Genomic DNA, 23,560 nt, shown 5'->3' on the forward strand with positions numbered 1-23,560 from the left:
ACCGCGTTATTAGTCTATTACCATTAAGCTACGATACTCGTCGTAGGCAAATTGGTCGGTCATGCCGCTTATGTAATCTTGAATCAATCTACAACGGTAATAAAACTCGTATGCGGCAAAGTGATCAGGTTCCTCTTGCATGGCGTTAATGGCATGTGAGTAGCTGTTTAAGTGCTTTTTAGATAGCTTTTTAACTAATCTTGACTCGATTAACAATCGTGAATCGCCATTGAGCGCACGTTTAAAATCGTCGCTATTTAATAATAGTAATGGTTTATAGCAATCAAGTAGGCCGTTAATGATTCTATAGCCTTGCAGTTCGAGCTTTTCGACTTCTTTGTTTGAAAACACATATTTAAGCGCTACATTTTTTAATGCTTTGGTAACAGCATGCAGGTGGCTTCTGTCCTCTAAAAGGGCATGATTAAAGTCGCCATGATAAATCGGCTCTATGTTTTCGATAAAGCGTTTTGCCGCATGACTCACCAGCGGGTGCAGGAGTGAAACGCGCAAGTATATAAAAAATTCACTGTTAAAGTTATATGGTTGTGCTTTGGCGCGTTCGAGTGCGTAGTCTACGGCTTTATCTACAAAATCTAGGTGTTCAGAATCGTCAATGGTGAGATTTATAAGTGCTTTTTTATAGTGACTTTTAAGCTGAATGCATAATAGCTCAGTGCTTATAATATCTTTTTCTACAGCGTCTTCAATGTCGGCAAGACAATATGAAATATCATCAGCAGCTTCCATTATATAACTGGCAGGATGACGGCAATAAGGCTCTATGGTTAATTCTTTTTGTAGTGTTTCTACGAAGCTTTTTTCGCTGTAGTAATACCCAACTTTTTTCATTAAGTAGTTTTTATTTTGTGGTATGTCTTTTGTATCAAGGCCTGCTGGGCGGGTGTACTTTAAAATCCCCGCACTTTGACTGTAGGTTAGATTGAGTGTTTGCAAAGAGTGAATAATACGTATGCCTTGCGCATTACCTTCAAAGTTACAAATATCCAGTGCAAGGTGTTTAAAAACAACGCCAATGCCTGTATTTGGCTCTTTACAACGTTCGGGTGTAACGCTTAGCAAATTATTATTAAACCAATGATTTATAGCTGCTTCGCCAAAATGTCCAAATGGCGGATTGCCTATGTCGTGCATGAGGCAGGCCATTTCTACTAGGCTTTCTAGTGGGCGTTCTAGTCCTGTTAGGCCGTAGTCTTTTTGTTGTTGGTAGCTTAAATTAGCAAAAATACGCTGTACTATAAAACGACCAACTTGTTGTACTTCAAGCGAATGAGTAAGGCGCGAACGAACGGCTGCATTACGCTCAAGTGGAAATACTTGTGTTTTTTGTTGCAAACGACGAATAGCAGCGCTGTTTATTATACGACCTCGGTCGCTTTCAAGCGCCATTTGCAAGTTAGATGTTGTGCGATACATGCGCGCAGGGGTTATTTTTTTACTAAAATCAATAGTCATCGTTGTCCTTTTTTATTGTTGATGACTGGCAAAGTGAGTGCGCGGTGTCATTCTTTTTTAATATACTTACGTTAATATATACACCTAGATGAGTTAGGTACAGGCGCTTGTATCATTTGCTGGCAGTCAATTGTATTATCAAATCATTATTTTCAGTATTTAGCGCACTTTTAACTAGGCGGGTATTTATAATGAAGCAGTGGATCTTAAAGGTAATATCAATTTGCCTATTAACAGGAATGAGTAATGTTGCACTTGCAGCAAAAGAGCAAACGGTGGTGCTTGTATCAATTGATGGTCTGCGTTGGGATTATATTGAAAAGCACGGTGCGCCAAACTTAAAGGCAATGGCCGATCGCGGCGTTCGCGCTCAAAAGTTAATACCTGTTTATCCTACTAAAACGTTTCCTAATCATATTTCTATTATTACGGGCTTACTTCCTGTCAATCACGGTATTGTTGATAATAACTTTTGCGATAAAGCCCGCAAAAATGAGTGTTACAGTATGGGTAAAGCACTTGGCGATAGCACTTGGGTAAAAGGTATCCCTCTTTGGAATTTAGCAAAAATGCAGGGGCTTAAATCAGCAACGTACTTTTGGCCTGAGTCGGATGCGTTATTTAACGGCATGACCCCCGATTACTTTTACCATTATTCTAAATATAGCGATTACCAAAGCCGTGTAGATCAAATTATTCAGTGGTTAAGTTTACCAAAAGCACAGCGCCCGCGTTTTATTGCAAGTTACTTTTCGTTGGTTGATAGCATGGGTCATGAATTTGGGCCAGACGCACCACAAACTCGAGATGCAGTTAAACAGCTTGATGAGTTGATGGGGCAATTACAAACTCGCTTACGCAAATTAGAGCAAGACGTAAACCTAGTAATTGTATCGGATCACGGTATGACGAGCGTAAACCCAGATAAAAGCATTGATGTAACAACATTGCCTCAAGATGAAAACTTTTTAGTTAAAAATACAGGCCCTCGTTTACTTATTTATACACAGCCGAATGCTGAAAATGCTGATATAGCAGGCTATAAAGCGCGTTTAGAAAAAGCGGCTAAAGGACGTTATACCGTTTTAACTGATGAACAATTAGCAGGCTATCATTATAATAAAGGTACGCGTGTGGGCGATATCGTTGTACAAACCACAGCACCTGCGGTGTTTACTAATACTAAAAAGCCGATGTATTTAGGTACGCATGGCTATGCCTATACCGATGACATGGCTGCTACGTTTATAGCTAGTGGCCCTGCTTTTAAAGAAGGAATTAGCTTAGATAAAGTAAGTAATCTTGATATTTATCCTGTGCTTGCAAAAGTAATGGGTCTTAAATTATTAAGCAAAGTTGATGGTGACGGTAAAACGTTAATGCCCGCTATAAAGCAAAAAATGGTTGTACATTAAGCTTTACCAAAAAAGAGCGCTAAGCGCTCTTGGGGGAAGGTTATAATGTTTATTTTTTAAAAGTGGGTAATGGATAGCCCACTTTTATAAGCATTTATTTAAAATTGGCAATGCTTGTTTTAGTTGCTGTTACAGTGCGAATAGCATACGACTGGTTAGTTACACCAAATGGTATGTTATTTACACTCCAATTAGGATTAGAGAAGTAGTCGTACTGTGTTGCACTTCCATATACATGTGGATAGGCCATAATACTTGCAAACTCATTTTGTACACCGTGACCCATACCGTCAGTGTATACACCACCAGAAGTATCACCCTGTTTACGTGAATGTGCTAAGCCTTGGTTATGACCAAGTTCATGTACAAACGTAGTTGCACCACAATCAATAGCTGTAATTGAATACATGCGGTCGCTCATTGAGTTGTATAGGTTGCCGTTAGTACCTTGTCCAACCCATGCTAAACCACATGAAATAAGTCCATTTCCAGCACTTTCGCCAGTACCTAGTACGGCAATCATATCGGCTTTCCAATCGCTGCGTAAACCATCTACATAGCTGCTTTCGGTTACCGAATCAAGCCACTGCTCTGATGGTGTAATGGCATAGTCACCTAGGTTTTGTGTACCCGCTAAACGGAGCGTAATACCTACACCATTTTGGCTATAAACCTGATTTGTAAAGGCAATTAGCTGATTGATTTTAGTGTTGATATTACTAGTAGCCGCTGCTGACTGATCTGTATATAAAATACCGATATCAATAGTCTCTGCTTGTGCAACACTTGCTACACATAGTGCTGCTGCAACAGCGGTTGTAGTGATTACTTTTTTCATTATTGTATTTCCTTACTCTTAGTGTGGTTGATTTTTGGTGTTTAAAATATTGTCGCAACGGGTGCGCTCAAATTTTTAATTTGGTTAATTAGCCATCTATTTTTGGTGCAAATATGTCTACACCTTTTTCAATTTTAGGTTTAGGTGCCGTTACGTCATGTTCTATATGATTTTTATATAAATCACGTTTTGCAGCTATCCAGCCATACTTACCTTTACTTTCAAATACGTAATTACCCGAAGGTGCCGTAAATTGCCCGTATACGGCGTCTTTTCCTACGGTTAATACTGTGTTGTGCATTGCGCCATCTACGCCAACTACGCGGCCAAATATACTTTTATCACCGTTGCTTGATTCAATAACATTAGTGATCTCAGCTGTGAACGTTTCGGCTGTTTGAGGAATTGCTAAGTCGAAGTTTTCGCCCGCTTTTAATGCCTGCAATGAAGCTAAGTCAAATTCAATGTAAGCTTCATTATGTAAGTCAGTTGGTAACACTTTTGCATTTATAAGTACTTGTTTTGCTTTATTTGAGATGCGGTTTACAGCATCAAATTCATTAAATGTCATATTTTGTTTTGGGGCTGAAACCGCTTTGACATTAATAGGATCTTTACTCATATCAATAGGGGCTGGCGCATGTGTATTTTGTGTACGAAGAGTACTAACCGGCACTAAGTCAATTGCTACAGGTGCAATTGGTTCTGCAGTGTGGTCGGTATGAATAAATAGTTCATAAAGTGCAAATGCCGACAAGGGAATGGCAATAATTAAGACTGCAACTTTTTTCATCTGTTTCTCTTTTGGTGTTTTAAGTTAACTATTTGTTACGTTTTATAGCATAAATTAGATTAGATCAAGCGAATAAATGTAATCAAAAAGTGTTAAGCACTTTATTTTTAAATCCCTTATTAAACTTATGGTTATTTTTTATAGGTACAAATATTGAGTGGTTATGTACTGGTTTTTCCAGTGTTTTAGCGGGCTTTAGATTGTTTTTGATAACTTTTTTATTCTGTTTAATACAATAGTTTTATGTTGGTTTGGTCATTAATTTAGGTAAAAAATAAAAATGAATTTATTTCACTTTTTGTAGCGTAATAGTTAATTGCAAAGAAAATATTAGCCACGTATGTTGTGTACATAAAAATAAATATTAGAGGGATTTATGGCGGTTTCTGATCAGTTGCTTAATCGAATTACAGCAGGACTCGTAGCGGTTATTATTGGTTTTTCGAGTTCAATTGCGTTGATTTATCAAGTCGTAATTACCCTAGGGGGCACTCCTGATTTAGTTGCCAGCTGGATTTTAATGCTTGGTTTGGTTATGGGGCTTAGTTCCATTGGTTTATCGTATTATTATAAAGTGCCGGTATTAATTGCATGGTCTACGACTGGGGCTGCATTACTTATTTCAAGCGCTCAAGGGTATAACTTGAATGAAGCGATTGGTGCATTTATGCTATCGGCGTTATTAGTTTTTTTGTCAGGCATAACGGGCTGGTTTGAAAAAATAATGAACCGTATTCCCTGTGAACTAGCATGTGCCATGCTTGCTGGTGTACTTGTTACGTTTGGCATTGACGTGTTTAATTTCATGAACGACATGCCTTTAGTGATTGGCTTAATGGTACTTATGTACTTTGTAGGTAAGCGATTTTTTGCCCGCTTTGCAATGCTTAGTGTACTTATTGTGGGTGTGTTACTGGCGTGGAGTATGGGAAATATTGATACGACTGCATTGCATTGGAAAATGAGCCAATTTACTTACACCGCTCCCATGTTTAACTTACAAGCATGTATTAGCATTGGTTTACCACTTTATATTGTCACCATGACGTCGCAAAATTTGCCCGGTATAGCCGTCCTCAAAGCACATAATTATAAGGTACCTATTTCTGCATCACTTAATGTGACAGGCTTCATTAATATTATAACTGCACCATTTGGGGCATATTCTATAAATTTAGCTGCAATAACCGCCGCTATTTGCATGAGCGAAGAAGCGGATAAAAACCCTGATAAGCGTTATTGGGCAAGTATTGCTGGTGGTGTTTTTTATATAATAATGGCGTTATGTGCAGCAACGTTAGTTGGGCTAGTTGCAACTTTACCACAAGCACTTATTTTGGCACTTGCAGGTATTGCACTGTTTGGCACTATTGCGAATAGTTTGCAGCAAGCATTGAATGGCTCGCAATATACTGAAGCTGCCATTGTAACATTTTTAGTTACAGCGTCAGATTTAACGCTGCTCTCGGTCGGTTCTGCTTTTTGGGGAATTATCGCAGGTGTGTGCACGGTAATGATTACCCGAAAGGATTGAGTTAATACTTAATTGTTGTAGGTGAGGTTTTATACCTCGCTAATTTTTATGTTTTTACAAGCGCGAAGTAAATTCGCACCTACAAGTTGGGTGCTTAATTGTTGTAGGTGAGGTTTTATACCTCGCTAATTTTTAAGCTTTTACAAGCGCGAAGTAAATTCGCACCTACAAGTTGGGTGTTTGATTGTTGTAGGTGAGGTTTTATACCTCGCTAATTTTTAACTTTTTACAAGCGCGAAGTAAATTTGCACCTATAAGTTGGGTGTTTGATTGTTGTAGGTGAGGTTTTATACCTCGCTAATTTTTAAGCTTTTACATGCGCGAAGTAAATTCGCACCTACAAGTTGGGTGTTTGATTGTTGTAGGTGAGGTTTTATACCTCGCTAATTTTTAAGCTTTTACATGCGCGAAGTAAATTCGCACCTACAAGTTGGGTGTTTGATTGTTGTAGGTGAGGTTTTATACCTCACTAATTTTTAAATTTTTACATGCGCGAAGTAAATTCGCACCTATAAGTTGGGTGTTTGATTGTTGTAGGTGAGGTTTTATACCTCGCTAATTTTTAAGCTTTTACATGCGCGAAGTAAATTCGCACCTACAAGTTGGGTGCTTAATTGTTGTAGGTGAGGTTTTATACCTCGCTAATTTTTAAGCTTTTACATGCGCGAAGTAAATTCGCACCTACAAGTTGGGTGCTTAATTGTTGTAGGTGAGGTTTTATACCTCGCTAATTTTTAAGCTTTTACAAGCGCGAAGTAAATTCGCACCTACAAGTTGGGTGCTTAATTGTTGCGGGTGAGGTTTTACACCTCGCTAATTTTTAAGAGCGCGAAGTAAATTCGCACCTATAAGTTGAGTGCTTAATTGTTGTAGGTGAGGTTTTATAAAATAAAAAGCGGTGTTAATACTAACACCGCTTAAAAGTCACTATTTACTCGCAGTTATGAACGTTTATAACATCGGTTTTAGTACATCATATATGGCTTCAATGTGATCGTCTCGGTCATTGAGTGCCGCAATGTAACGGTATTTTTCGCCACCAGCTTCTTCAAAAATTTCACGATTTTCGCCTTCAAGTTCTTCAAGTGTTTCGAGGCAGTCAGCACTAAAAGCAGGGCTTATAATCGCTATGTCTTTAATTCCCTCACTTGGTAGGCTTTGAAGTGTTGCATCGGTATAAGGTTTTAACCATTCAGCTTTGCCAAAGCGGCTCTGAAACGTACTAATTACTTTATCTTTATCCAAGCCTAACTTTTCTACTACTAAGCGGGTCGTTTGTAAACACAAACAATGATACGGGTCGCCTCGTTCTAAGAATAGTTTAGGCATGCCGTGGTACGAAAAAACCAATTTTTGTGGCATGCCGTTGGCTTCTAAATCTTCACTGATGCTGTTTGCAAGCGATTCAATATAGCGTGTATTTTTATGATAGCCGTTTATAAAATGTAGCTCTGGTACCCAGCGCCATTTACGCAGTACGTTTGATACAGCATCAAACGTAGAACCCGTAGTTGGGCTCGAATATTGTGGATACATTGGCATTATAACAATACGTGTTAATCCCTTTTCTCGTAAGGCTTCAAGGCCAGCTTCAATAGATGGATTGCCGTAGCGCATTGCCATAACAACTTCGGCATTGGTGTAGCCTTTTTCTTTTAGTAGGGTATTTAACTTAATACTTTGCTGGCGTGTAATATGGGTTAGTGGTGATCCGTTTTCGGTCCATATACTTTCATATAATTTGGCTGAACGCTTAGGGCGGACTCGTAAAATAATACCATGCAAAATAATCATCCATACTAGGCGTGGTATTTCTACAATACGGGGGTCTGATAAAAAACTCTCGTAAGTAAATACGCAGTGCTGCAGCCGTCGGCGCATCAGGACTACCTAAGTTGGTAAGCAATATTCCCGTTTTTTGGTTAAAACGCTGATCGTGGGGATTGTCGGTAACGGCAGAAAATCGCGACACGGTGTGCTCCTTCAAGCAAAGTCATTAATTTATTTTAGACACATTGTAACGAAAAAAACTGCGATTTAGATCAATCATTTAGCGGTTTTAACCATTATTCTAAATGGAGTCGGCTTTTTGGCTTCAAGCTGTTGCAGTTTTTCGATTGATTTGCGGCTAAATATATGGCCTTTTGGTAATAGCATTATGCCTGTGTGGCTATGCAGAGCGTGTCCTAAAATCATGTTCTCTTTAAGTTCGCTAGCATTACAAATAAGTATTGAACCAGCTGAGCTTTTTTGCTCACGCATTTTTGTTTGACTAGCCTCAAGAGCACGTACAATTTTAGGGTGATAAAATGTACCGCTATAAAGCTTTACAGTATCGAGCGCATGTACATGGCGGTCTTGCTCATTTGCGGCATTACTTTGTTCAAAAGCATCCCAGTAATCACGCGCTAAGCCCAACACCATTGCGCCAATCGGTATATCGTTGCCGGCTAAGCCTTTTGGCATGCCATTCCCGTTATAACGCTCAAACTGATGGTAAATAGCGTCAGAAACATCATGTAAATGTGTTGCTGGCATTAGCATTAATTGCGCTGTGCTTGGGTGCGTATAAAATGTTTTACGCTGCGACTCGCTTAATTTATTGACTGGTTTTTTATAAAGATCAGGATCCATGGCAAGTAACCCTATTTGCGCTAAGTAGCCAGCCATCGGCGCAAGATCGATACTTTTCTGCGATAAATTTAAATAAAGCGCTATTTGGGTGCAGGTATTGGCAATGTTTTGTGCCCTATTTCCATCGAGATAAGGGTTTGCATTTATAAAGTTATATAAAAGCTCGACGGTTGATTTATGCTCTATCTTTTCTCGTTCACTTGCTTCTTCTAATTGTTTTAAAACTTGTTTGATTTGTTTAGTTCGTTTTTCTACGCGTTGTTCAAGATCATTGTTTAATTCGATAAGTTCTAAGTTTTGAGTTTTTACTTGTTCTTCAAGTATTTGATTTTGTTTTTTTAGCTGAAATTTTTCAAGGCTATTATTAATGCTGCCAAGTAGCAGATCGTTTTGCCAAGGCTTTTGGATATAACCGCTTATTTGACCTTGGTTAACTGCGGCTAAGGTCGTTTCTATGTCGGCATATCCTGTTAATAAAATACGCTGTGTGTCAGGCGCTAGCTTACGGGCTTGCTCTAAAAACTGTGCGCCATTCATTTTTGGCATGCGCATATCGCTGATGATTAAGCCAAATTCGTGGCTTTTTAAATGTGTTAAAGCTGTTTCGGGGTTACTGCACGCGATCGCCGTTAGTTTGTTTGTTTTTAGTAAACGGGTGAGTGAACGCAATACTATTTCATCATCGTCAACGCATAGTACATCAATGTGAGTCATGGCAGCTTTTTTAGCTGTGTCTGTCATAGCTTTATCCTTACAAGTCAATAATATATTTTTTATTTAAGATTACTTTATTAAAGCGTAGCTCAAAAAATCACTCCAGTTACATAATTGTCAAAGATGATTAGGGCGCGTTGATCTTTGTGGATTAAAATTAGTCCCTAGAAAGAACCTTTCGGGCAGCGCATGTTTGGTATTTATGCTGCGTTATCGACTACTTATGGATAATAACCACACTACATGGCCTTGCCTAAAAACCAAGCAGTCTACTGCAAGTTCAACCACCAAAGAGCAACACGCCCTAAATGTTTATGCTTAAAGTTAATTGCTGAGTAGTCGGCAAGTTAAAAATGCTTGTTTACGCTATATGCTATTTTCGACGAAGAAATAAAAGTAAATAGTGCCTTAGACTAAGTTACGAGTATTTTTTGTTCATTACCCGTCAAAACAGACAATAACCATTATAATTTACACTGTAAACAAAACGTTAAAACTAGTGATTTGAAAATTAATACCTGTTTTGTATGTATTTAACGCACTTTTAAGTGTTTTTTTCTTATGTTATAAAATATTTGCATAATTACACCATTTTTTGTTTCTTTTTATTTGTATATGTTGCTAGGATGTTTGCACAGGCTGCTAATAAAGTGGTTTAAATAATTTATAAGAACACACAAAAAAACAGGGTCGTCACTATGTCAACATACCGTTTAAATACACTTGCTGTAGCCGTTGCTTTTGCGTTTAGCGCACCAAGCATTGTTAACGCAGAAGAAGCACCAGTGCAAGCTGCTAAAAACATAGAGCAAATATCTGTATTAGGATCGCGTGTATCTAACCGCACCTCTACAGAGTCTTCTTCTCCTATTGATTTAATTGACGCGGATGATTTAACTAAAGGTGGTTTTACCGAATTAGGCCAAAGCCTTCAAGCGACAGCGCCTTCATTTAACTTTTCGCGTACACAAGTATCAGACGGTTCTGATTTATTTAGACCCGCAACACTTCGCGGCTTACAACCAGATCAAACCCTTGTATTAGTAAATGGTAAACGTCGTCATAACCAATCAATTTTTGGCCTTAACGGTACAGTAGGTGCAGGCGCTGCGGGTACTGATATGAATGCCATTCCGCTAACGGCGCTTAAAGGCGTTGAAGTATTACGCGACGGCGCTGCAGCGCAGTATGGCTCTGACGCGATTGCAGGTGTTATTAACTTATCTCTTAGTAACTCAACCGGTATTACAACGGGTTTTGTACAATACGGCGGCACAAGTGAAGGTGACGGCGACACTATTTCAGCAGGTTTAAATCGTGGTTTTGAATTAGGTAACGAAGGCGGCTTTATTAACCTATCGCTTGAGTACCGTGATGCCGACGGAACTAATCGTGCAGAGCGCGATACAGGTGGTTCGCTTAATGTTGAACCAGGTACGCTAAGTGAAGATGTACGCTGGGGCCAAGGTAACTCAGAAAGTGAATTTACGTCGTTATTTTACAACATGGCATTACCAATGGGCGACGGTGAGCTTTACTCGTTTGGTGGCTACTCAGAGCGCACGGCGCTGGGTAATGGTTTTTACCGTAACTTTAACGAAGCGTCTAAAAACGTAACACAAGTATATAGTGATGGTTTTTTACCGCGCATATATAACGAAGCACAAGATATTTCAGTCGCGCTTGGTTTTAAAGGCGATATAAACACAGATTGGACTTACGATGTATCGGCTGTTTATGGTGAAAACCAATACGATTTTACATCACGCAATACATTAAACGCTTCTTACGCGGCTGAGTATTTATTTAATAACCCAAGTGCAAGCGATACCGATATTGCAGCAAACTCAGGCCCTACTGGCGGTTACTCAGGTGGTTTTAGATTTGATCAAACAACGGTTAACCTTGATGTAAACGGTATTGTAGATATTGGCCGTAGTGAGCCTTTATATGTAACAGTAGGTGCCGAATACCGTAAAGAAAACTACGAAATAGTGCCTGGCGATGAAGCATCATACGCCTGTGGACTAGCAAATATGGATACCTCGTACCCATCAGTAAACGATCCGGATCAATTTGCACAGTGTGGTTTTCAAGCTTATAACGGCCTACGCCCTGAAGCGGCTAACGACAGCGACCGTAACAGCTACGCAGTTTATGTAGACGTAGAAACTATGATCACCGACGCATGGAACGTAAGTGGTGCGCTACGCTATGAAAATTTCTCAGATGCTGGGGATGATTTAATTGGTAAATTAGCAACACGTTATGAATTTTCAGATGACTTTGCAGTACGTGGTGCACTATCTACTGGTTTTAGAGCGCCATCACTTCAACAAAGTGGTTATACAGCTTTTACAACTAACTTAGGCTCAGACGGCACATTAACGCAGTCGTTCACGGCAAACACTGGAACCGCTTTCCCAAGTGCGCTAGGCGTAGATAGCTTAGAGCTTGAAACATCAACAAACTACAGTGCAGGTTTTGTTTACGATGTAACAAGCGAGCTTTCGTTAACGGTTGATTTTTACCGTGTAGAAATTGAAGACCGTATTACACTTGGCAGCTTACTTTCGGTTGACGACGTATCGTTTAGCTCAGAAGCGGTTGCAGCGCTACAAGCAACTGGTGCAGTGCAAGCTAACTACTTCTCAAACTCGGTTGATTCTAGTACGCAAGGTGTTGATATTATTGCATCGTACCGCACTGAAGTTGAAGGCGGTAATTTAGGAGTAACCTTTGCAGGTAACCTAAACGATACTAAAATTGACAGCGTAAATGCAGAAGACGGTATTCCTGAAGCGGTTGCTTTTGACGATTTACAACGCAGCTTTTTTACCGACGGACAACCTAGCGAACGTGCAACGCTTACGTTTGACTACGAACGCGATGCCTACACATCAACCATTCGCTTTAACTACTTTGGCGAAACAGACGTAAAATACTTTGGTAACGACCATATTTCATTACCAGGTGAGCTTTCACCTACCGGTTCATTTAAACCAACAAGTACAGTTGAGTCTGCTGTGTTAGTTGATTTAAATGTTAGCTACCAAATTAACGACATGTTTGCGCTTTCGGTAGGTGCCGATAACGTATTTGACGAAACGCCAGATGAATTAGGTGATGACGAAGTACTTAACTTTATCACCAACGGCGCATTTAAATACCCTGTACGTGCATTGCCATACGGTTTTGACGGCAGAACGTATTATGCAAAAGTAAGCTTTAGTTTTTAATTTATAAAGTAATATTAAGCGCAGTTATTAACTGCGCTTTTTTTATGCTTTTTTATTATAAAAAAGCACCTGTTGGGCATTAAAAATACTTGCGCGGTTGAAAATTAAGCCTACAATCGCCATCTCTTAAATAGGCCAATATAAAAGCCTCTTTATTATTTAACTTTAGTTGATAGGAAATATATGACTAAAAAATCTAAAGCAAAAACCGCAAACACCGGCGTGGTAGACACAGGACGAGGCGTTATAAACCACAATGCACTAGCAGCGTTGGTAACCTCTAAATTATTTAAACCACAGGTGGTTAAAGCTAAAAAAGGCAAAGGCTCGTTTAAGCGTAGCAACAAACATTCAGGACAAGAGTCCTATTTAATCGCGGCTTAAATAGCACCGATCAAATAGGGCTTTCGCCAGCGCAGAACTAACTCACGCGAGAAGCATCGTTTTTAATTTTAAAGTCTGTTTTTCATTTTAAAATATGACGAGCTGCACTCGTTACGCCAGCAAGCTGCGCGTCTACAAGGGAATGATCATTGAGCTGCGGTTACGATTTCTTGTAGGCGTAGAGCTTGCTCACGCGAGAAGCGCAGCTTCTAATCTAAAGTCTGTTTTTCATTTTAAATATGACGTGCTTCACTCGTTACGCCAGCAAGCTGCGCGTCTACAAGGGTTTATACCCAAGTTTCAGAATATGATGTGTAGACGTCGAGCTTGCTCACGCGAGAAGCGCAGCTTCTCATTACTTAATATCCTAAAAACTGCGTTTTTACACGCCAACAAGCTGCGCGTCTACAGGCTATTCCAGTCTTGTTACTTTTACTTTTATTTTTCCTGCGTTCGCACCATAAAAGCGGCTTAAGTCGTTTGCAAATGGGCAAAATTCACCAGATTTAGTAATTTTAATATCAGCGCTGTCAGCTATTTTAAATAGGTGCTCGTCGTTTTTATTAATCGCTCCTATCAACGAAAACCATTGTGCATGAGGCAATCGTCTAAACGGTTCAAGCACTGCCATTGGGATTTCTTTTACGCCAAGCTTCACATTATCGCGATGCCAACCTATTGGTGTGCACTTTATACCATCGTCAAACCAGTATTGATTTGGATATGGGGTAAAACGGTAAGTAGCGCCTTGCTCTAGCATAAGGCCAGTTGCATTGTATTGCTCACTAGCAAACACTATTACATCTTGGCTTTGGTTAACGCTCAGCACATTCATGTTTTGATTAGCCAGTTCTATATGTTGGCTTAAACCAATAAAGCTAAGCGTGGTGTTGTCGTTATAGCTAATTTTGTAATGCAGTTTTTTAAGCGATTCTGGGCGGTAACTGGTTAGCTTGTTAATACGCTCTGCAACGCTGTGATGCACTAAAGGTTTAAGATTGCTAGCTTCGTTATCTATAAGTACATAGCATTCTCTGTCTACCAGTTTAAATAAGGGGTTAAACCAAAAGTAATTTTGCTGATGACTTAATGCGAGCGGATCAGGAATAACCGTCACATCATCTTGCGCAACTAAGTTGTTATCGGGTAGTAGTGTTGTGTAATCTATATCGCGGCTAGTTAATAACGAAATATTAAGCGGTTGCTCTATTAACCACTCAAGTGCATAACGCAAGCTAATATCGGCTAGGCCATCGCGGTAGTAACCACCGCCAATGTCTGAATGCGCGCCAGCAAACCACAGCTCGGTAACATTATTTTGATGGTTCATTAGTGTGGGTTCAAAGGCGCGGCGTTTTTCGTCAAGCGATACACAGTGCAGAGCTTGAGATACGTTTGTGGCTATGGTGTGGTTTTCAAAAATAACATGTTCAGCGCCGCGCGTTGCTTTACTTACTTTTGATAAGCCAATTGAGGCCACTGTATCAAATACACAAAGGTAGACTCGCTCACATACTAATAACTCCAAACATTTTGCAAAGCGCCTGGCAAGTGCTGCACCTCGACTAAAACCTGTTAAAAGTAGTGAATCGCCTAGTTGGTAATGAGTTTTAAAATCGGTTAAAGCCTGATTTAAAATACTGGCTACATCGTCACCACGAGGTGCAAATGTTTGGTTTAATACACGCTTTAAGCGACTACCTTTAGTGCCTATCCCTTGATAATAAAAACTGAGTTGGTTTGACTGTGGGGTAATGGGGGAGTCTTCTAATTTACCGCCAAGCAGTAAGTGTAATTTTAGAATATTAGAAATACTGGCGTCTTCTTTAAAGTGTTCTGAGCTAAATTGCTCTGCGTCACGGGGCTCATTCCCTGTGCCATCAAAGTTGAAAATTAGCGTTTTGCCCGTCATAACCCAATTTCCTTAGTTGTTTTAAATACTCTACACAGACAATGTTAAAAATTAAAGACAGTGATAACGCTCACTGCCTTTAATTTAAATCGCCTTTAATGTAACTTCATTTTTGGGCGCACTACACGCAGTACTTTTTCGCTTATCCATAATGCAAAGGTTTTTGCACTGCCGTGAATAGCGCGTTGATGCATTCTATAAAGCGATATATACATAAAGCGGGCAATTTTACCTTCAATAAAAAAGGTATTACTGGTGAGGTTACCCATTAAATTACCCACAGTACTGTAGCTTGATAAATTAACAAGTGAGCCATGGTCGCTATACTTAAAACCGCGTAGTGGTTGCTGTTTTAGCGTGGCGATAAGGTTTTTTTCGACGCACTGCGCCATTTGGTGCGCCGATTGTGCGCGTGGTGGTACTTGCTTACCATCTGCTTGCGTAAATGCGCAGCAATCGCCTAACACAAAAATGCTTTCATCAACGGTGCTTTGTAAAAACTCGTTTACTTGAATTTGGTTGCTGCGGGTCAACTCAAAAACACCTAAATCTTTTATAAAATCAGGCGCTTTTACGCCTGCTGCCCACACCATAATATCGGCATCAATGTGTTCTTCATCTTTGGTGATAAAGCCTTGTGCGGTGCCTTCTTTTACTTGCGTTTGCTCACGTACGTTTACGCCTAGTTTTAATAGTTCGCGTTTGGCGCTGGTGGCTATGCGCTCTGGTAATGCAGGTAAAATACGCGGGCCTGCCTCTATTAAATGTATATGTAAACGTTTAGACGACATATTTGTTAAGCCATACAACTTTAATAGCTCAGACACATGGTAAAGCTCAGCTGAGAGTTCAACACCGGTAGCACCGCCCCCTACAATGGCGATATTGAGCGATTGTTGTTGATTGTCGTCCTGATGAAGGCGCGTAAAGCTGTCGAGTAATGAATGCTGAAAGCGTTCTGCTTGTTGGCTTGAGTCTAAAAAGTAACAATGCTCTTTTATACCTGGGGTATTAAAGTCGTTACTTACGCTGCCAATGGCAATAACAAGGTGATCGTAGCGTACCGTGCGCCCAGGTAAAATGGTGTGGCCTAACTCGTCGTTGAGCGCGGAGAGAGTAATTGTTTTATTGCTTTGGTCTATATTGCAAAAAGTACCAAGTTGAAAACGGTAATGATGTTTTGCGGCATGGGCTGAGTACACAACGCCATCTAAATCGGGGTCAATAGAGCCTGTCGCTACTTCGTGCAGTAACGGCTTCCATATGTGGGTACGGTTTTTGTCTATTAACAGTATATCTGCTTGGTTTTTTTTCCCTAGTTTATGCCCTAGTTGGGTTGCAAGCTCTAGCCCGCCAGCACCACCGCCAATAACGACGATTTTAGGTATTGTAATACTCATAACGTTGCCCTTAAAAATAATATACCCAAATAATCTGTATTATTTTTAGTGTTTTGAGGTTATTTGGGTATTATGAAAATTATTTTTGGCAAACGTAATAACATACTCTTTAGTGAGGTTATTTTGCGCTTAAATAAAGGATATGTCAGCAAAAAATGATGATTAAAGGCATATAAGTTATACTCACTTTTTTATCGCTTAGCTGTGCAGTTAAATCGCTGTTTGAAAAACAACGAAAAGGGTATTTATGACCACGCCATTAATTCAGTCACTTGAACAACATTTTGGTTTTAGCCAATTTAGAACAGGGCAGCAACAAACTATAGAGCAGCTTTTAAATGGTCAATCGTCGTTGGCTATATTTCCGACCGGCTCGGGTAAATCGTTGTGCTACCAACTCACTGCTTTGCACTTACCTAATTTAACCTTAGTGGTTTCACCTTTACTTGCGTTGATGAAAGATCAAATTAGCTTTTTAAATAGCAAAGGTATTTATGCTGCCAGCCTTGATTCGAGCCAAGATCAAATGCAAAGCAGCACTGTAATGAACGACGTGCGAAACGGTAAAATTAAAGTATTAATGGTCTCGGTTGAGCGATTTAAAAACGAACGCTTTAGAGAATTTATAAGCCAAGTGGCGCTTTCTATGCTGGTGGTAGACGAAGCGCACTGTATATCAGAATGGGGCCATAACTTTAGACCCGACTACCTTAAACTGCCACGTTACCGCGAAGAGCTTAATATTCCTTTAGTGTTGTTGCTTACTGCAACGGCCACAAAAAAAGTAAAACGCGATATGGCAGAGCGATTTGCTATATCGCCTGAGTGCATTGTACAAACGGGCTTTTACCGCGCTAATTTAGATTTAAGCGTGTTGAGTGTTAAAACAGCCGATAAAAATACCGAGCTTACCAACATTGTGCGCGCGCAAAGTGGCCCTGGTATTGTGTATGTAACGCTACAGCAAAGCGCAGAGCAAGTCGCTAATGTGCTAAGCGCGCAAGGTATTCACGCTGTTGCTTACCATGCAGGGCTTGAAGATACACTACGCTGGCAAATTCAAGATGACTTTATGGCGGGTAAAATTAACGTAGTGGTGGCTACCATTGCCTTTGGTATGGGCGTTGATAAGTCGGACATTCGCTTTGTTATACATTATGACTTACCTAAATCGATAGAAAACTACAGCCAAGAAATTGGCCGTGCAGGGCGCGATGGCAATCCATCAAATTGCTACACCCTTGCCAATTTAGATGGGCTAAATACGGTTGAAAACTTTGTATATGGCGACACCCCAGAGCTTAGCGGTATTGAATACGTAATTAACGATATTCGCCAAAGCCACCAGCAATGGGAAATGCAAGAGTACAGCCTTTCAAGCGAAAGCAATATTAGGCAACTGGCCCTTAAAACCTTGCTAGTACAACTAGAAATGCAAGGCGCAATAACGCCACAATATGCCTACTATGCCGATTTTAAATACAAATTTTTGGTTGATAAAAACGAGCTACTAAGCCAGTTTGACCAGCAGCGCCAAGTATTTTTAACACAAATATTTAGCCATACCGATTTTAAAAAAATATGGGGTACGCTAAATTTTGACTCCCTTACACAAGCCGCGCAGGTTGATCGAAAACGTGTAGTGGCTGCTCTTGACTACCTAGCCGAAAAAAACCTAATAACGCTTGAAACCAAACGTATTACCCAAGTATACAAAGTGCATGGAGAGGTTATAAACAACCCTGAACTTGCCCAGCAACTGCACGACTACTTTAGCGATAAAGAACAGGCCGAAATTAAACGTATTGCTGCACTGGTTCGCTTTTTTGAGCTACAAAGTTGCTTAAGCTATAACTTAGCGCGCTATTTTGACGATCAAAATGCACCTGAGCAATGCGGGCATTGTAGTGTGTGTAGAGGCCATGCGGTTAAGCTTGAATACTCTATAGAGCCTGCCTATATTGACGAGCAACTTATTTATCAAAAGGTAGATGAGTTTTTAGCGCATATGGCAGGTAAGGGGAATCATAATGTGGGTATTGAAACCCAATGCCGCTTTTTAGCGGGGATGAGTGTGCCGTTATTTGCGCGTAATAAAGTGCGCCAGCTGAGTGGTTTTGCACTGTGCGAGCAGATGCGTTATAGCGAAATTAAAGCAACACTTCTTGCTAGATAGGTATTTAAATAATTACCAAACCAGAATAACGATAAAAAATGTTAAATTTTTGTTTGTTTTCTCGTGGTTTAACTATACTCAACGTGGATATCTCGTTCATACATAGATGATGTGAGCATCGAGACTTCAAAATTGATTGTTTTAGATGTGTTTAAAACTGCTGCAAGAAAGAGACAAAGTGGCTCGTTTTCATCAGCAGTAATGAGTAATAGTAAAGTAACCACGTTTGGTATTGTTTTTTAAGGGGATAGAGATGAAAAAATTAGTGTTATGTGTTCTGTTTTTGTTTAGTAATGTTGCCTTTGCAGATTTTGCCATTATTGTGCATCCCTCGAATGATAGCAGCTTTGACGAGTCTGTTATTACTCGAATTTACACCGGAAAAGAAAAGTCGTTTAGTAATGGCAATACAATTATTCCTGTATCTCAAGAAGAAAAAAATACCGCTACAGAGCAGTTTAACAGCAAGTTACTCAATAAAAGCGCTTCACAGTTGAGAGCATATTGGTCAAAACTTATTTTTACAGGCAAAGGCACGCCACCTAAAGCGCTCGAAAATGACGCTGAGGTCATTAAAATGGTTGCAACTAACCCAAATACCATTGGTTTTGTTTCTACCTCTGCGGTATCGGGCGATGTTAAAGTGGTTTTAAACTTTTAATATTAAAAAACACCAAACAAGCGTGCTAAGTAATAGCACGCTTAATCTTTTTAATTGGCATACCCGCTCGTTTAATTAAATGAGCTACTTTAAGATAAAAAAGTATTGTTTATAACAAGACAAAAATTTTGTTATTTAGTTGTTATCGATAATTGCTCCCTGCATTGCTCTGCATCCTGCACCCATACAGCCGTATATAAGAAATTTTAGTATCAGATTAACTAATCAAATTGATTAAGTATTATTTCGGATTAGTATTATATTTATCAACTACAATAAAATTTACTAGCACGTTTTGTTTGCTCGTGTATCCTAATTGACGAGTTTCTCTTATTTAAGCCACTATGCCGCATATTGTTATCCCCGTTGAAAATATTTCTACTATCTCAGAGCCAGTTACATGTGCTAACTGCCAAGCCTGTTGTTGCCAATTAGAAGTGCGCATAGTAACCGATACCGGCGTGCCCTTTAACTATATTGAATACGATAAATGGGGGAGCGAGGTGATGAAGCGCGCAGACGATGGTTGGTGCGAAGCGCTCGATAGAAATACGCTTATGTGCTCTATTTACGAAAACCGCCCATTGGTATGCCGCGAGTTTGAAATGGCGTCGGGTGAGTGTATTACTGAGCGCGATTTAGCGGGTATATAGTGATAGCATCCAAGTTAGTTAACTAGATTATACCTACATACAACTTATTATTACCTACAACAAAGGGGCTTAAAGCCCCTTTTTTAATTACTGTAAAACGCTAAACACTTAAACTTTAAAGTAACTAATATATTTCTTAAGTGTGTTTGAAAGGTCAGCTAATGCAACGGCTTCTTGTGCGTTACTATTAAGTGACATACTGGTTTCTTTCGACATACTGGCAATTTCTTCAACGCCGGTACTAATTTGCGCCACGGTGGCTACTTGGTTTGATGTTGCTTCAACAATTTCAAGTACGTTACTTAATGAGTCGTTAGCTTGTTGCTGTATTTGGTGTAGTAACTCGTTTGCCTCGTGAGTAAGCGTTAAGCCGTTTTCGACTTGCGGTACAGTGGTTTCCATTGCTGTTACCGATGCTTGCGTGTTTTCTTGTACTTGTAAAATCATCTTTTCAATATCGCCTGTTGCATCACCGGTACGCTGGGCAAGTTGTCTTACCTCATCAGCAACAACGGCAAACCCTCGGCCTGTTTCGCCTGCTCTTGCGGCTTCTATTGCAGCATTTAGTGCAAGCAAGTTTGTTTGATCAGAAATACCGCGTATCACACTTAAAATATCGCCAATGTGTTTTACATGTTCTTGAAGTACATTTACTTGAGTAACCGTCGCTTTTACCGTTACTGATATTTGTTCAATTTCGGCTGCTACTTTTTGCACCGCCGTACTGCCTTGCTGCGATAACTGGGCCGTAATTTTTGAATTGTCTTCAGTTTGTCTTACTGCATCGGCAACAGAATGGATACTGCGACTCATTTCTTCTAAACTACTGACAGCAGAATTGGTATATGTCACTTGTGTATCGGCTGCGCTTAGCGCTTGTTGTGAGCCTGATGCCACACTTGCTGAATGTGTTGAGAGCTCTTCAGATGAATTAATAATACTATCTACAATGGCTTTTAGCTTAGTTTGCATTACTCCTACTGATGCCATCATGCTGTTGGGGCAACACGAGTGCACATCGCCTCTTAAATCGCCTTGTGCGATAAGTGCAATTACTTCAGCGGCTTCTTGCGGTTCTCCACCGACTGAATTTCTGATCAGCTGGCTAATAATATAAGCGACGCTTGCACCAATGATAATAGCGAGTGCCGTTAACGAAATCATCCATATTTTAAATGAGCTGGCTACTTCGCGGGTATCGATAGTTGTTATTTGATTTGCTTGCTCTTGCAAGTTTATGAATTGGTTTATGGTATTAAGCCACTCGGTAAAAGCAGGGCGGGCATCGTTTAATAAAATATTCGAAGCCTCGTTTAAATTACCCGCATTTTTAGCACTTATTACATTTTGTATAAAGGGGAGGGTACGTCGTTCTATTTGGTTAATTTTATTTATAAGAGCGCGCTCTGCACTCGACATATCTGTAGTTAACTCGGCCATAGCGCGGCTCGATGTTTGATAAAATGCGTTGAGTTCTTTTATATTATTAAAAACGGTATTTAAATCGCTCTGGTTTGTTATTAACACAACATCGCGAACTGCAATAGCCCTGTCGTGTACACTGCCTCTAAAATTAATAGCGTATCGCTGTTTTACCGAATTTACGTCTGTTATGTGAGTAATATTAGAGTTAATGAGGCTAACACGTGAAATTCCGATAATGGTTAAAATAAGCATCATTGATAAGATCACGCCGAAACCAGTAGCTAAGCGCATATTTATTGTCATGGTTTGTCCCAAATATGAAAAGTACTCGTTTTTAAGCTTACCAGTACAATTAAGAAATTTTAGAATAGTGAATGCATTATGCACCATGACTACTAGATTTAGCACAATAATAAGTTTTTTTTGTAAAAAATATGTATATAAAATTTATGGTTAAGCTATAAAGCTAAAAAAGAGGCCTAAGGCCTCTTGAGTTTATCTATATTAAATCATTTATTAGTCGTACTTTGTTTCTAGCTCATTAGCTGTATGAAACTTTTCATGGCTTTGTAATTGCTCGTCGTATTTAACGAGGTTTTTAAAGTGCGCTAATTGACCTGAGTTTTTAACTATTTCAACAATAAACGACATCATAAAGTCAGCGCCCGTTAGGGTATCGCCCACTAAATAACGTTTACTTTCAAGGCGGTCGTTAAAGTAGCTAATTACTTTAGCTGTTTCAGCGTCGGCATAGCCTTCTAAAAACTGTGTTTTAGCGCCGTCTTTTAGTACAAACATTTTAAGTAAAAGCGGTAAAATTGCTGAGCTTTCTGCAAAGTGAAGCCATTGCTGGTAGTCAACATATTCAGCGGTATTAACTTTTGGAGCAAATTTACCGTTGCCGTATTTAGAAATAAGGTAGTCGGTAATAGCGCCTGATTCAGCAATAATTAAACCGCCGTCTTCAATTACCGGCGACTTACCAAGTTGATGAATATGCTTTAATTCGTCAGGGGCTAGGAAGGTGTCTTTATTACGCTGATAAGCCACAATTTCGTAGTCAACATCTAGCTCTTCTAAAAGCCAAATTATACGTTTAGAACGGGATTTATTTAAATGGTGTAGTTTAATCATGTCAGTCCTTTTATGGCTTGTAAGGGCTTGGCCTTACAAGCCGTTTAAAATTAAAGTGGGTTATTAATTTTAACCACTGTTTTACCAAAGTTTTTGCCGCAAATCATATCGTTGAACGCGCCTACTGTATTTTCGATGCCTTCTACCATGTGCTCACGGTATTGAATTTTCCCGTCTTGTAGCCATTTTTGCATGTCTTGTGCAAACTCGTCGTAACGGTCACCGTAATCATCAAAAATGATAAAACCTTGCATTTTAATACGCTTAGTAAGCAATTGACCCATTAGCATACCTAAACGGTCAGGGCCTTCTGGCAAGCTAGTAGCGTTATATTGCGATACTAAACCACACAATGGTACGCGCGCTGCGGTATTTAGTAATGGTAGTACGGCGTCGAATACTTTACCGCCCACATTTTCGTAGTAAACATCAATGCCTTTATCACAGGCTTTTTCTAGCTGCTCCGCAAAGTCATCAGCTTTGTGATCGATACAGGCATCAAACCCTAGTTTTTCAACTGCGTGTGCACATTTTTCGCTACCACCAGCAACACCCACTACTTTACAGCCTTTAATTTTAGCTATTTGACCAACCGTTGCACCTACTGGGCCTGTTGCTGCTGCAACAACTACGGTTTCGCCTTCTTTAGGCTGGCCAATATCAAGTAAACCCATGTAAGCAGTAAAGCCAGGCATACCCATAATACCTAATGCGTATGAAGGGTTTGCAGGCTCTTTACCTAACTGCATTAAGCCTTCGCCGTCGGTAATGGCGTAGTCTTGCCAACCTGTGTAGGCAAGTACCCATTCGCCGATCCTAAACTTATCGTTTTTAGACTCCTCTACTTGGCACACGGTTGCGCCAACCATTACATCGCCAATATTAACTGGATCTGCGTACGACTTAGCATCGCTCATACGACCACGCATATACGGGTCTAGTGATAGGTATATAGTACGTAGTAAAACTTCGCCGTCTTTTAATGCAGGAAGCTCTACCGTTTTTAATTTAAAGTTTTCATCTGTTGGAGCGCCATTAGGGCGTGATTCAAGAGTAAGTTGGCGACTAGTCGTAGACATAAAAAATCTCCTATTAATATAAATAAACTACTTACCGAATGTTTACGCTTTAAAAATCGTGTTCAGCTAAACAATAATGCGCGGCTAAGCAGT

Annotated in this window: 16 protein-coding genes and 1 pseudogene; 7 read left to right on the forward strand and 10 right to left on the reverse strand. The window is 39.8% G+C overall.

The annotated features are described in order from the left end of the window. Positions 1 to 9 precede the first annotated feature (9 nt). The gene (gene dgt, locus D172_RS20850) at positions 10 to 1,476 is read right to left on the reverse strand and encodes a dGTPase (protein WP_007378989.1); all 1,467 of its coding nucleotides are present in this window, start codon (positions 1,474 to 1,476) and stop codon (positions 10 to 12) included. Positions 1,477 to 1,667: 191 nt separating this feature from the next. On the opposite strand from dgt, the gene D172_RS20855 reads away from it, so the two are divergent. Beyond that, positions 1,668 to 2,891, forward strand: a complete 1,224-nt coding sequence (locus D172_RS20855; protein WP_007378990.1) for an alkaline phosphatase family protein — start codon at positions 1,668 to 1,670, stop codon at positions 2,889 to 2,891. Between the two features lie 94 nt (positions 2,892 to 2,985). Here D172_RS20855 and D172_RS20860 read toward each other — a convergent pair whose 3' ends face one another. Then, positions 2,986 to 3,729, reverse strand: coding sequence for a reprolysin-like metallopeptidase (locus D172_RS20860; protein WP_007378991.1), 744 nt, complete (start codon positions 3,727 to 3,729; stop codon positions 2,986 to 2,988). A gap of 88 nt (positions 3,730 to 3,817) precedes the next feature. After that, positions 3,818 to 4,522, reverse strand: a complete 705-nt coding sequence (locus tag D172_RS20865) for a hypothetical protein (RefSeq protein ID WP_007378992.1) — start codon at positions 4,520 to 4,522, stop codon at positions 3,818 to 3,820. 376 nt (positions 4,523 to 4,898) lie between these two features. On the opposite strand from D172_RS20865, the gene D172_RS20870 reads away from it, so the two are divergent. Continuing rightward, positions 4,899 to 6,056 (forward strand): benzoate/H(+) symporter BenE family transporter, encoded by a 1,158-nt coding sequence (locus D172_RS20870; RefSeq protein WP_007378993.1) that lies wholly within the window; start codon positions 4,899 to 4,901, stop codon positions 6,054 to 6,056. Positions 6,057 to 7,007: 951 nt separating this feature from the next. On the opposite strand, the pseudogene hemH reads toward D172_RS20870, so the two are convergent. Both hemH and D172_RS20880 read right to left on the reverse strand, forming a co-directional pair. Further along, positions 7,008 to 8,028 (reverse strand): annotated as a pseudogene (hemH, locus tag D172_RS20875) (ferrochelatase). Between the two features lie 74 nt (positions 8,029 to 8,102). After that, positions 8,103 to 9,431, reverse strand: a complete 1,329-nt coding sequence (locus D172_RS20880) for an HD domain-containing phosphohydrolase (protein ID WP_007377405.1) — start codon at positions 9,429 to 9,431, stop codon at positions 8,103 to 8,105. Positions 9,432 to 10,102: 671 nt separating this feature from the next. Here D172_RS20880 and D172_RS20885 point away from each other — a divergent pair. Together D172_RS20885 and arfA are read left to right on the forward strand one after the other, a co-directional pair. Continuing rightward, positions 10,103 to 12,643, forward strand: coding sequence for a TonB-dependent receptor plug domain-containing protein (locus tag D172_RS20885; RefSeq protein ID WP_007377407.1), 2,541 nt, complete (start codon positions 10,103 to 10,105; stop codon positions 12,641 to 12,643). Between the two features lie 183 nt (positions 12,644 to 12,826). Then, positions 12,827 to 13,027, forward strand: coding sequence for a ribosome alternative rescue factor ArfA (arfA, locus tag D172_RS20890; protein WP_007377408.1), 201 nt, complete (start codon positions 12,827 to 12,829; stop codon positions 13,025 to 13,027). A 412-nt stretch (positions 13,028 to 13,439) separates the two neighbouring features. Here the strand turns inward: arfA and D172_RS20895 are convergent, their stop codons facing one another. Further along, the gene (locus D172_RS20895; protein WP_007377409.1) at positions 13,440 to 14,939 is read right to left on the reverse strand and encodes a T6SS phospholipase effector Tle1-like catalytic domain-containing protein; all 1,500 of its coding nucleotides are present in this window, start codon (positions 14,937 to 14,939) and stop codon (positions 13,440 to 13,442) included. A gap of 95 nt (positions 14,940 to 15,034) precedes the next feature. Beyond that, positions 15,035 to 16,339: an NAD(P)/FAD-dependent oxidoreductase gene (locus tag D172_RS20900; RefSeq protein ID WP_007377410.1), complete on the reverse strand. Its 1,305-nt coding sequence runs from the start codon at positions 16,337 to 16,339 to the stop codon at positions 15,035 to 15,037. Positions 16,340 to 16,586: 247 nt separating this feature from the next. Here D172_RS20900 and D172_RS20905 point away from each other — a divergent pair, with 247 nt between their 5' ends. The 3 genes from D172_RS20905 to D172_RS20915 all read left to right on the forward strand — a co-directional run bounded on the left by D172_RS20905 (position 16,587) and on the right by D172_RS20915 (position 19,829). Further along, positions 16,587 to 18,515, forward strand: a complete 1,929-nt coding sequence (locus tag D172_RS20905) for a RecQ family ATP-dependent DNA helicase (protein ID WP_007377411.1) — start codon at positions 16,587 to 16,589, stop codon at positions 18,513 to 18,515. 253 nt (positions 18,516 to 18,768) lie between these two features. After that, the gene (locus tag D172_RS20910; protein WP_007377412.1) at positions 18,769 to 19,176 is read left to right on the forward strand and encodes a phosphate ABC transporter substrate-binding protein; all 408 of its coding nucleotides are present in this window, start codon (positions 18,769 to 18,771) and stop codon (positions 19,174 to 19,176) included. A 344-nt stretch (positions 19,177 to 19,520) separates the two neighbouring features. Then, positions 19,521 to 19,829, forward strand: a complete 309-nt coding sequence (locus D172_RS20915) for a YkgJ family cysteine cluster protein (protein ID WP_007377413.1) — start codon at positions 19,521 to 19,523, stop codon at positions 19,827 to 19,829. A gap of 108 nt (positions 19,830 to 19,937) precedes the next feature. Here D172_RS20915 and D172_RS20920 read toward each other — a convergent pair whose 3' ends face one another. The 3 genes from D172_RS20920 to D172_RS20930 form a co-directional block, all read right to left on the reverse strand. Beyond that, positions 19,938 to 21,557, reverse strand: a complete 1,620-nt coding sequence (locus D172_RS20920) for a methyl-accepting chemotaxis protein (protein WP_007377414.1) — start codon at positions 21,555 to 21,557, stop codon at positions 19,938 to 19,940. Positions 21,558 to 21,770: 213 nt separating this feature from the next. Next, positions 21,771 to 22,388, reverse strand: coding sequence for a glutathione S-transferase family protein (locus D172_RS20925; protein WP_007377415.1), 618 nt, complete (start codon positions 22,386 to 22,388; stop codon positions 21,771 to 21,773). A gap of 50 nt (positions 22,389 to 22,438) precedes the next feature. Next, the gene (locus D172_RS20930) at positions 22,439 to 23,467 is read right to left on the reverse strand and encodes an NADP-dependent oxidoreductase (RefSeq protein ID WP_007377416.1); all 1,029 of its coding nucleotides are present in this window, start codon (positions 23,465 to 23,467) and stop codon (positions 22,439 to 22,441) included. Positions 23,468 to 23,560: the final 93 nt, after the last annotated feature.

It is taken from the genome of Pseudoalteromonas sp. Bsw20308, assembly GCF_000310105.2.
GTDB classification, from domain to species: Bacteria; Pseudomonadota; Gammaproteobacteria; order Enterobacterales; family Alteromonadaceae; genus Pseudoalteromonas; species Pseudoalteromonas fuliginea.

Excerpts from the sequence above, each read along its gene's own strand:
- D172_RS20855 (WP_007378990.1), top strand. The coding sequence starts at position 1,668 with ATGAAGCAGTGGATCTTAAAGGTAATATCAATTTGCCTATTAACAGGA.
- D172_RS20900 (WP_007377410.1), bottom strand. The coding sequence starts at position 16,339 with ATGAGTATTACAATACCTAAAATCGTCGTTATTGGCGGTGGTGCTGGC.
- D172_RS20870 (WP_007378993.1), top strand. The coding sequence starts at position 4,899 with ATGGCGGTTTCTGATCAGTTGCTTAATCGAATTACAGCAGGACTCGTA.
- dgt (WP_007378989.1), bottom strand. The coding sequence starts at position 1,476 with ATGACTATTGATTTTAGTAAAAAAATAACCCCTGCGCGCATGTATCGC.
- D172_RS20885 (WP_007377407.1), top strand. The coding sequence starts at position 10,103 with ATGTCAACATACCGTTTAAATACACTTGCTGTAGCCGTTGCTTTTGCG.
- D172_RS20925 (WP_007377415.1), bottom strand. The coding sequence starts at position 22,388 with ATGATTAAACTACACCATTTAAATAAATCCCGTTCTAAACGTATAATT.
- D172_RS20880 (WP_007377405.1), bottom strand. The coding sequence starts at position 9,431 with ATGACAGACACAGCTAAAAAAGCTGCCATGACTCACATTGATGTACTA.
- D172_RS20915 (WP_007377413.1), top strand. The coding sequence starts at position 19,521 with ATGCCGCATATTGTTATCCCCGTTGAAAATATTTCTACTATCTCAGAG.
- D172_RS20905 (WP_007377411.1), top strand. The coding sequence starts at position 16,587 with ATGACCACGCCATTAATTCAGTCACTTGAACAACATTTTGGTTTTAGC.
- D172_RS20930 (WP_007377416.1), bottom strand. The coding sequence starts at position 23,467 with ATGTCTACGACTAGTCGCCAACTTACTCTTGAATCACGCCCTAATGGC.
- D172_RS20860 (WP_007378991.1), bottom strand. The coding sequence starts at position 3,729 with ATGAAAAAAGTAATCACTACAACCGCTGTTGCAGCAGCACTATGTGTA.
- arfA (WP_007377408.1), top strand. The coding sequence starts at position 12,827 with ATGACTAAAAAATCTAAAGCAAAAACCGCAAACACCGGCGTGGTAGAC.
- D172_RS20895 (WP_007377409.1), bottom strand. The coding sequence starts at position 14,939 with ATGACGGGCAAAACGCTAATTTTCAACTTTGATGGCACAGGGAATGAG.
- D172_RS20910 (WP_007377412.1), top strand. The coding sequence starts at position 18,769 with ATGAAAAAATTAGTGTTATGTGTTCTGTTTTTGTTTAGTAATGTTGCC.
- D172_RS20920 (WP_007377414.1), bottom strand. The coding sequence starts at position 21,557 with ATGACAATAAATATGCGCTTAGCTACTGGTTTCGGCGTGATCTTATCA.
- D172_RS20865 (WP_007378992.1), bottom strand. The coding sequence starts at position 4,522 with ATGAAAAAAGTTGCAGTCTTAATTATTGCCATTCCCTTGTCGGCATTT.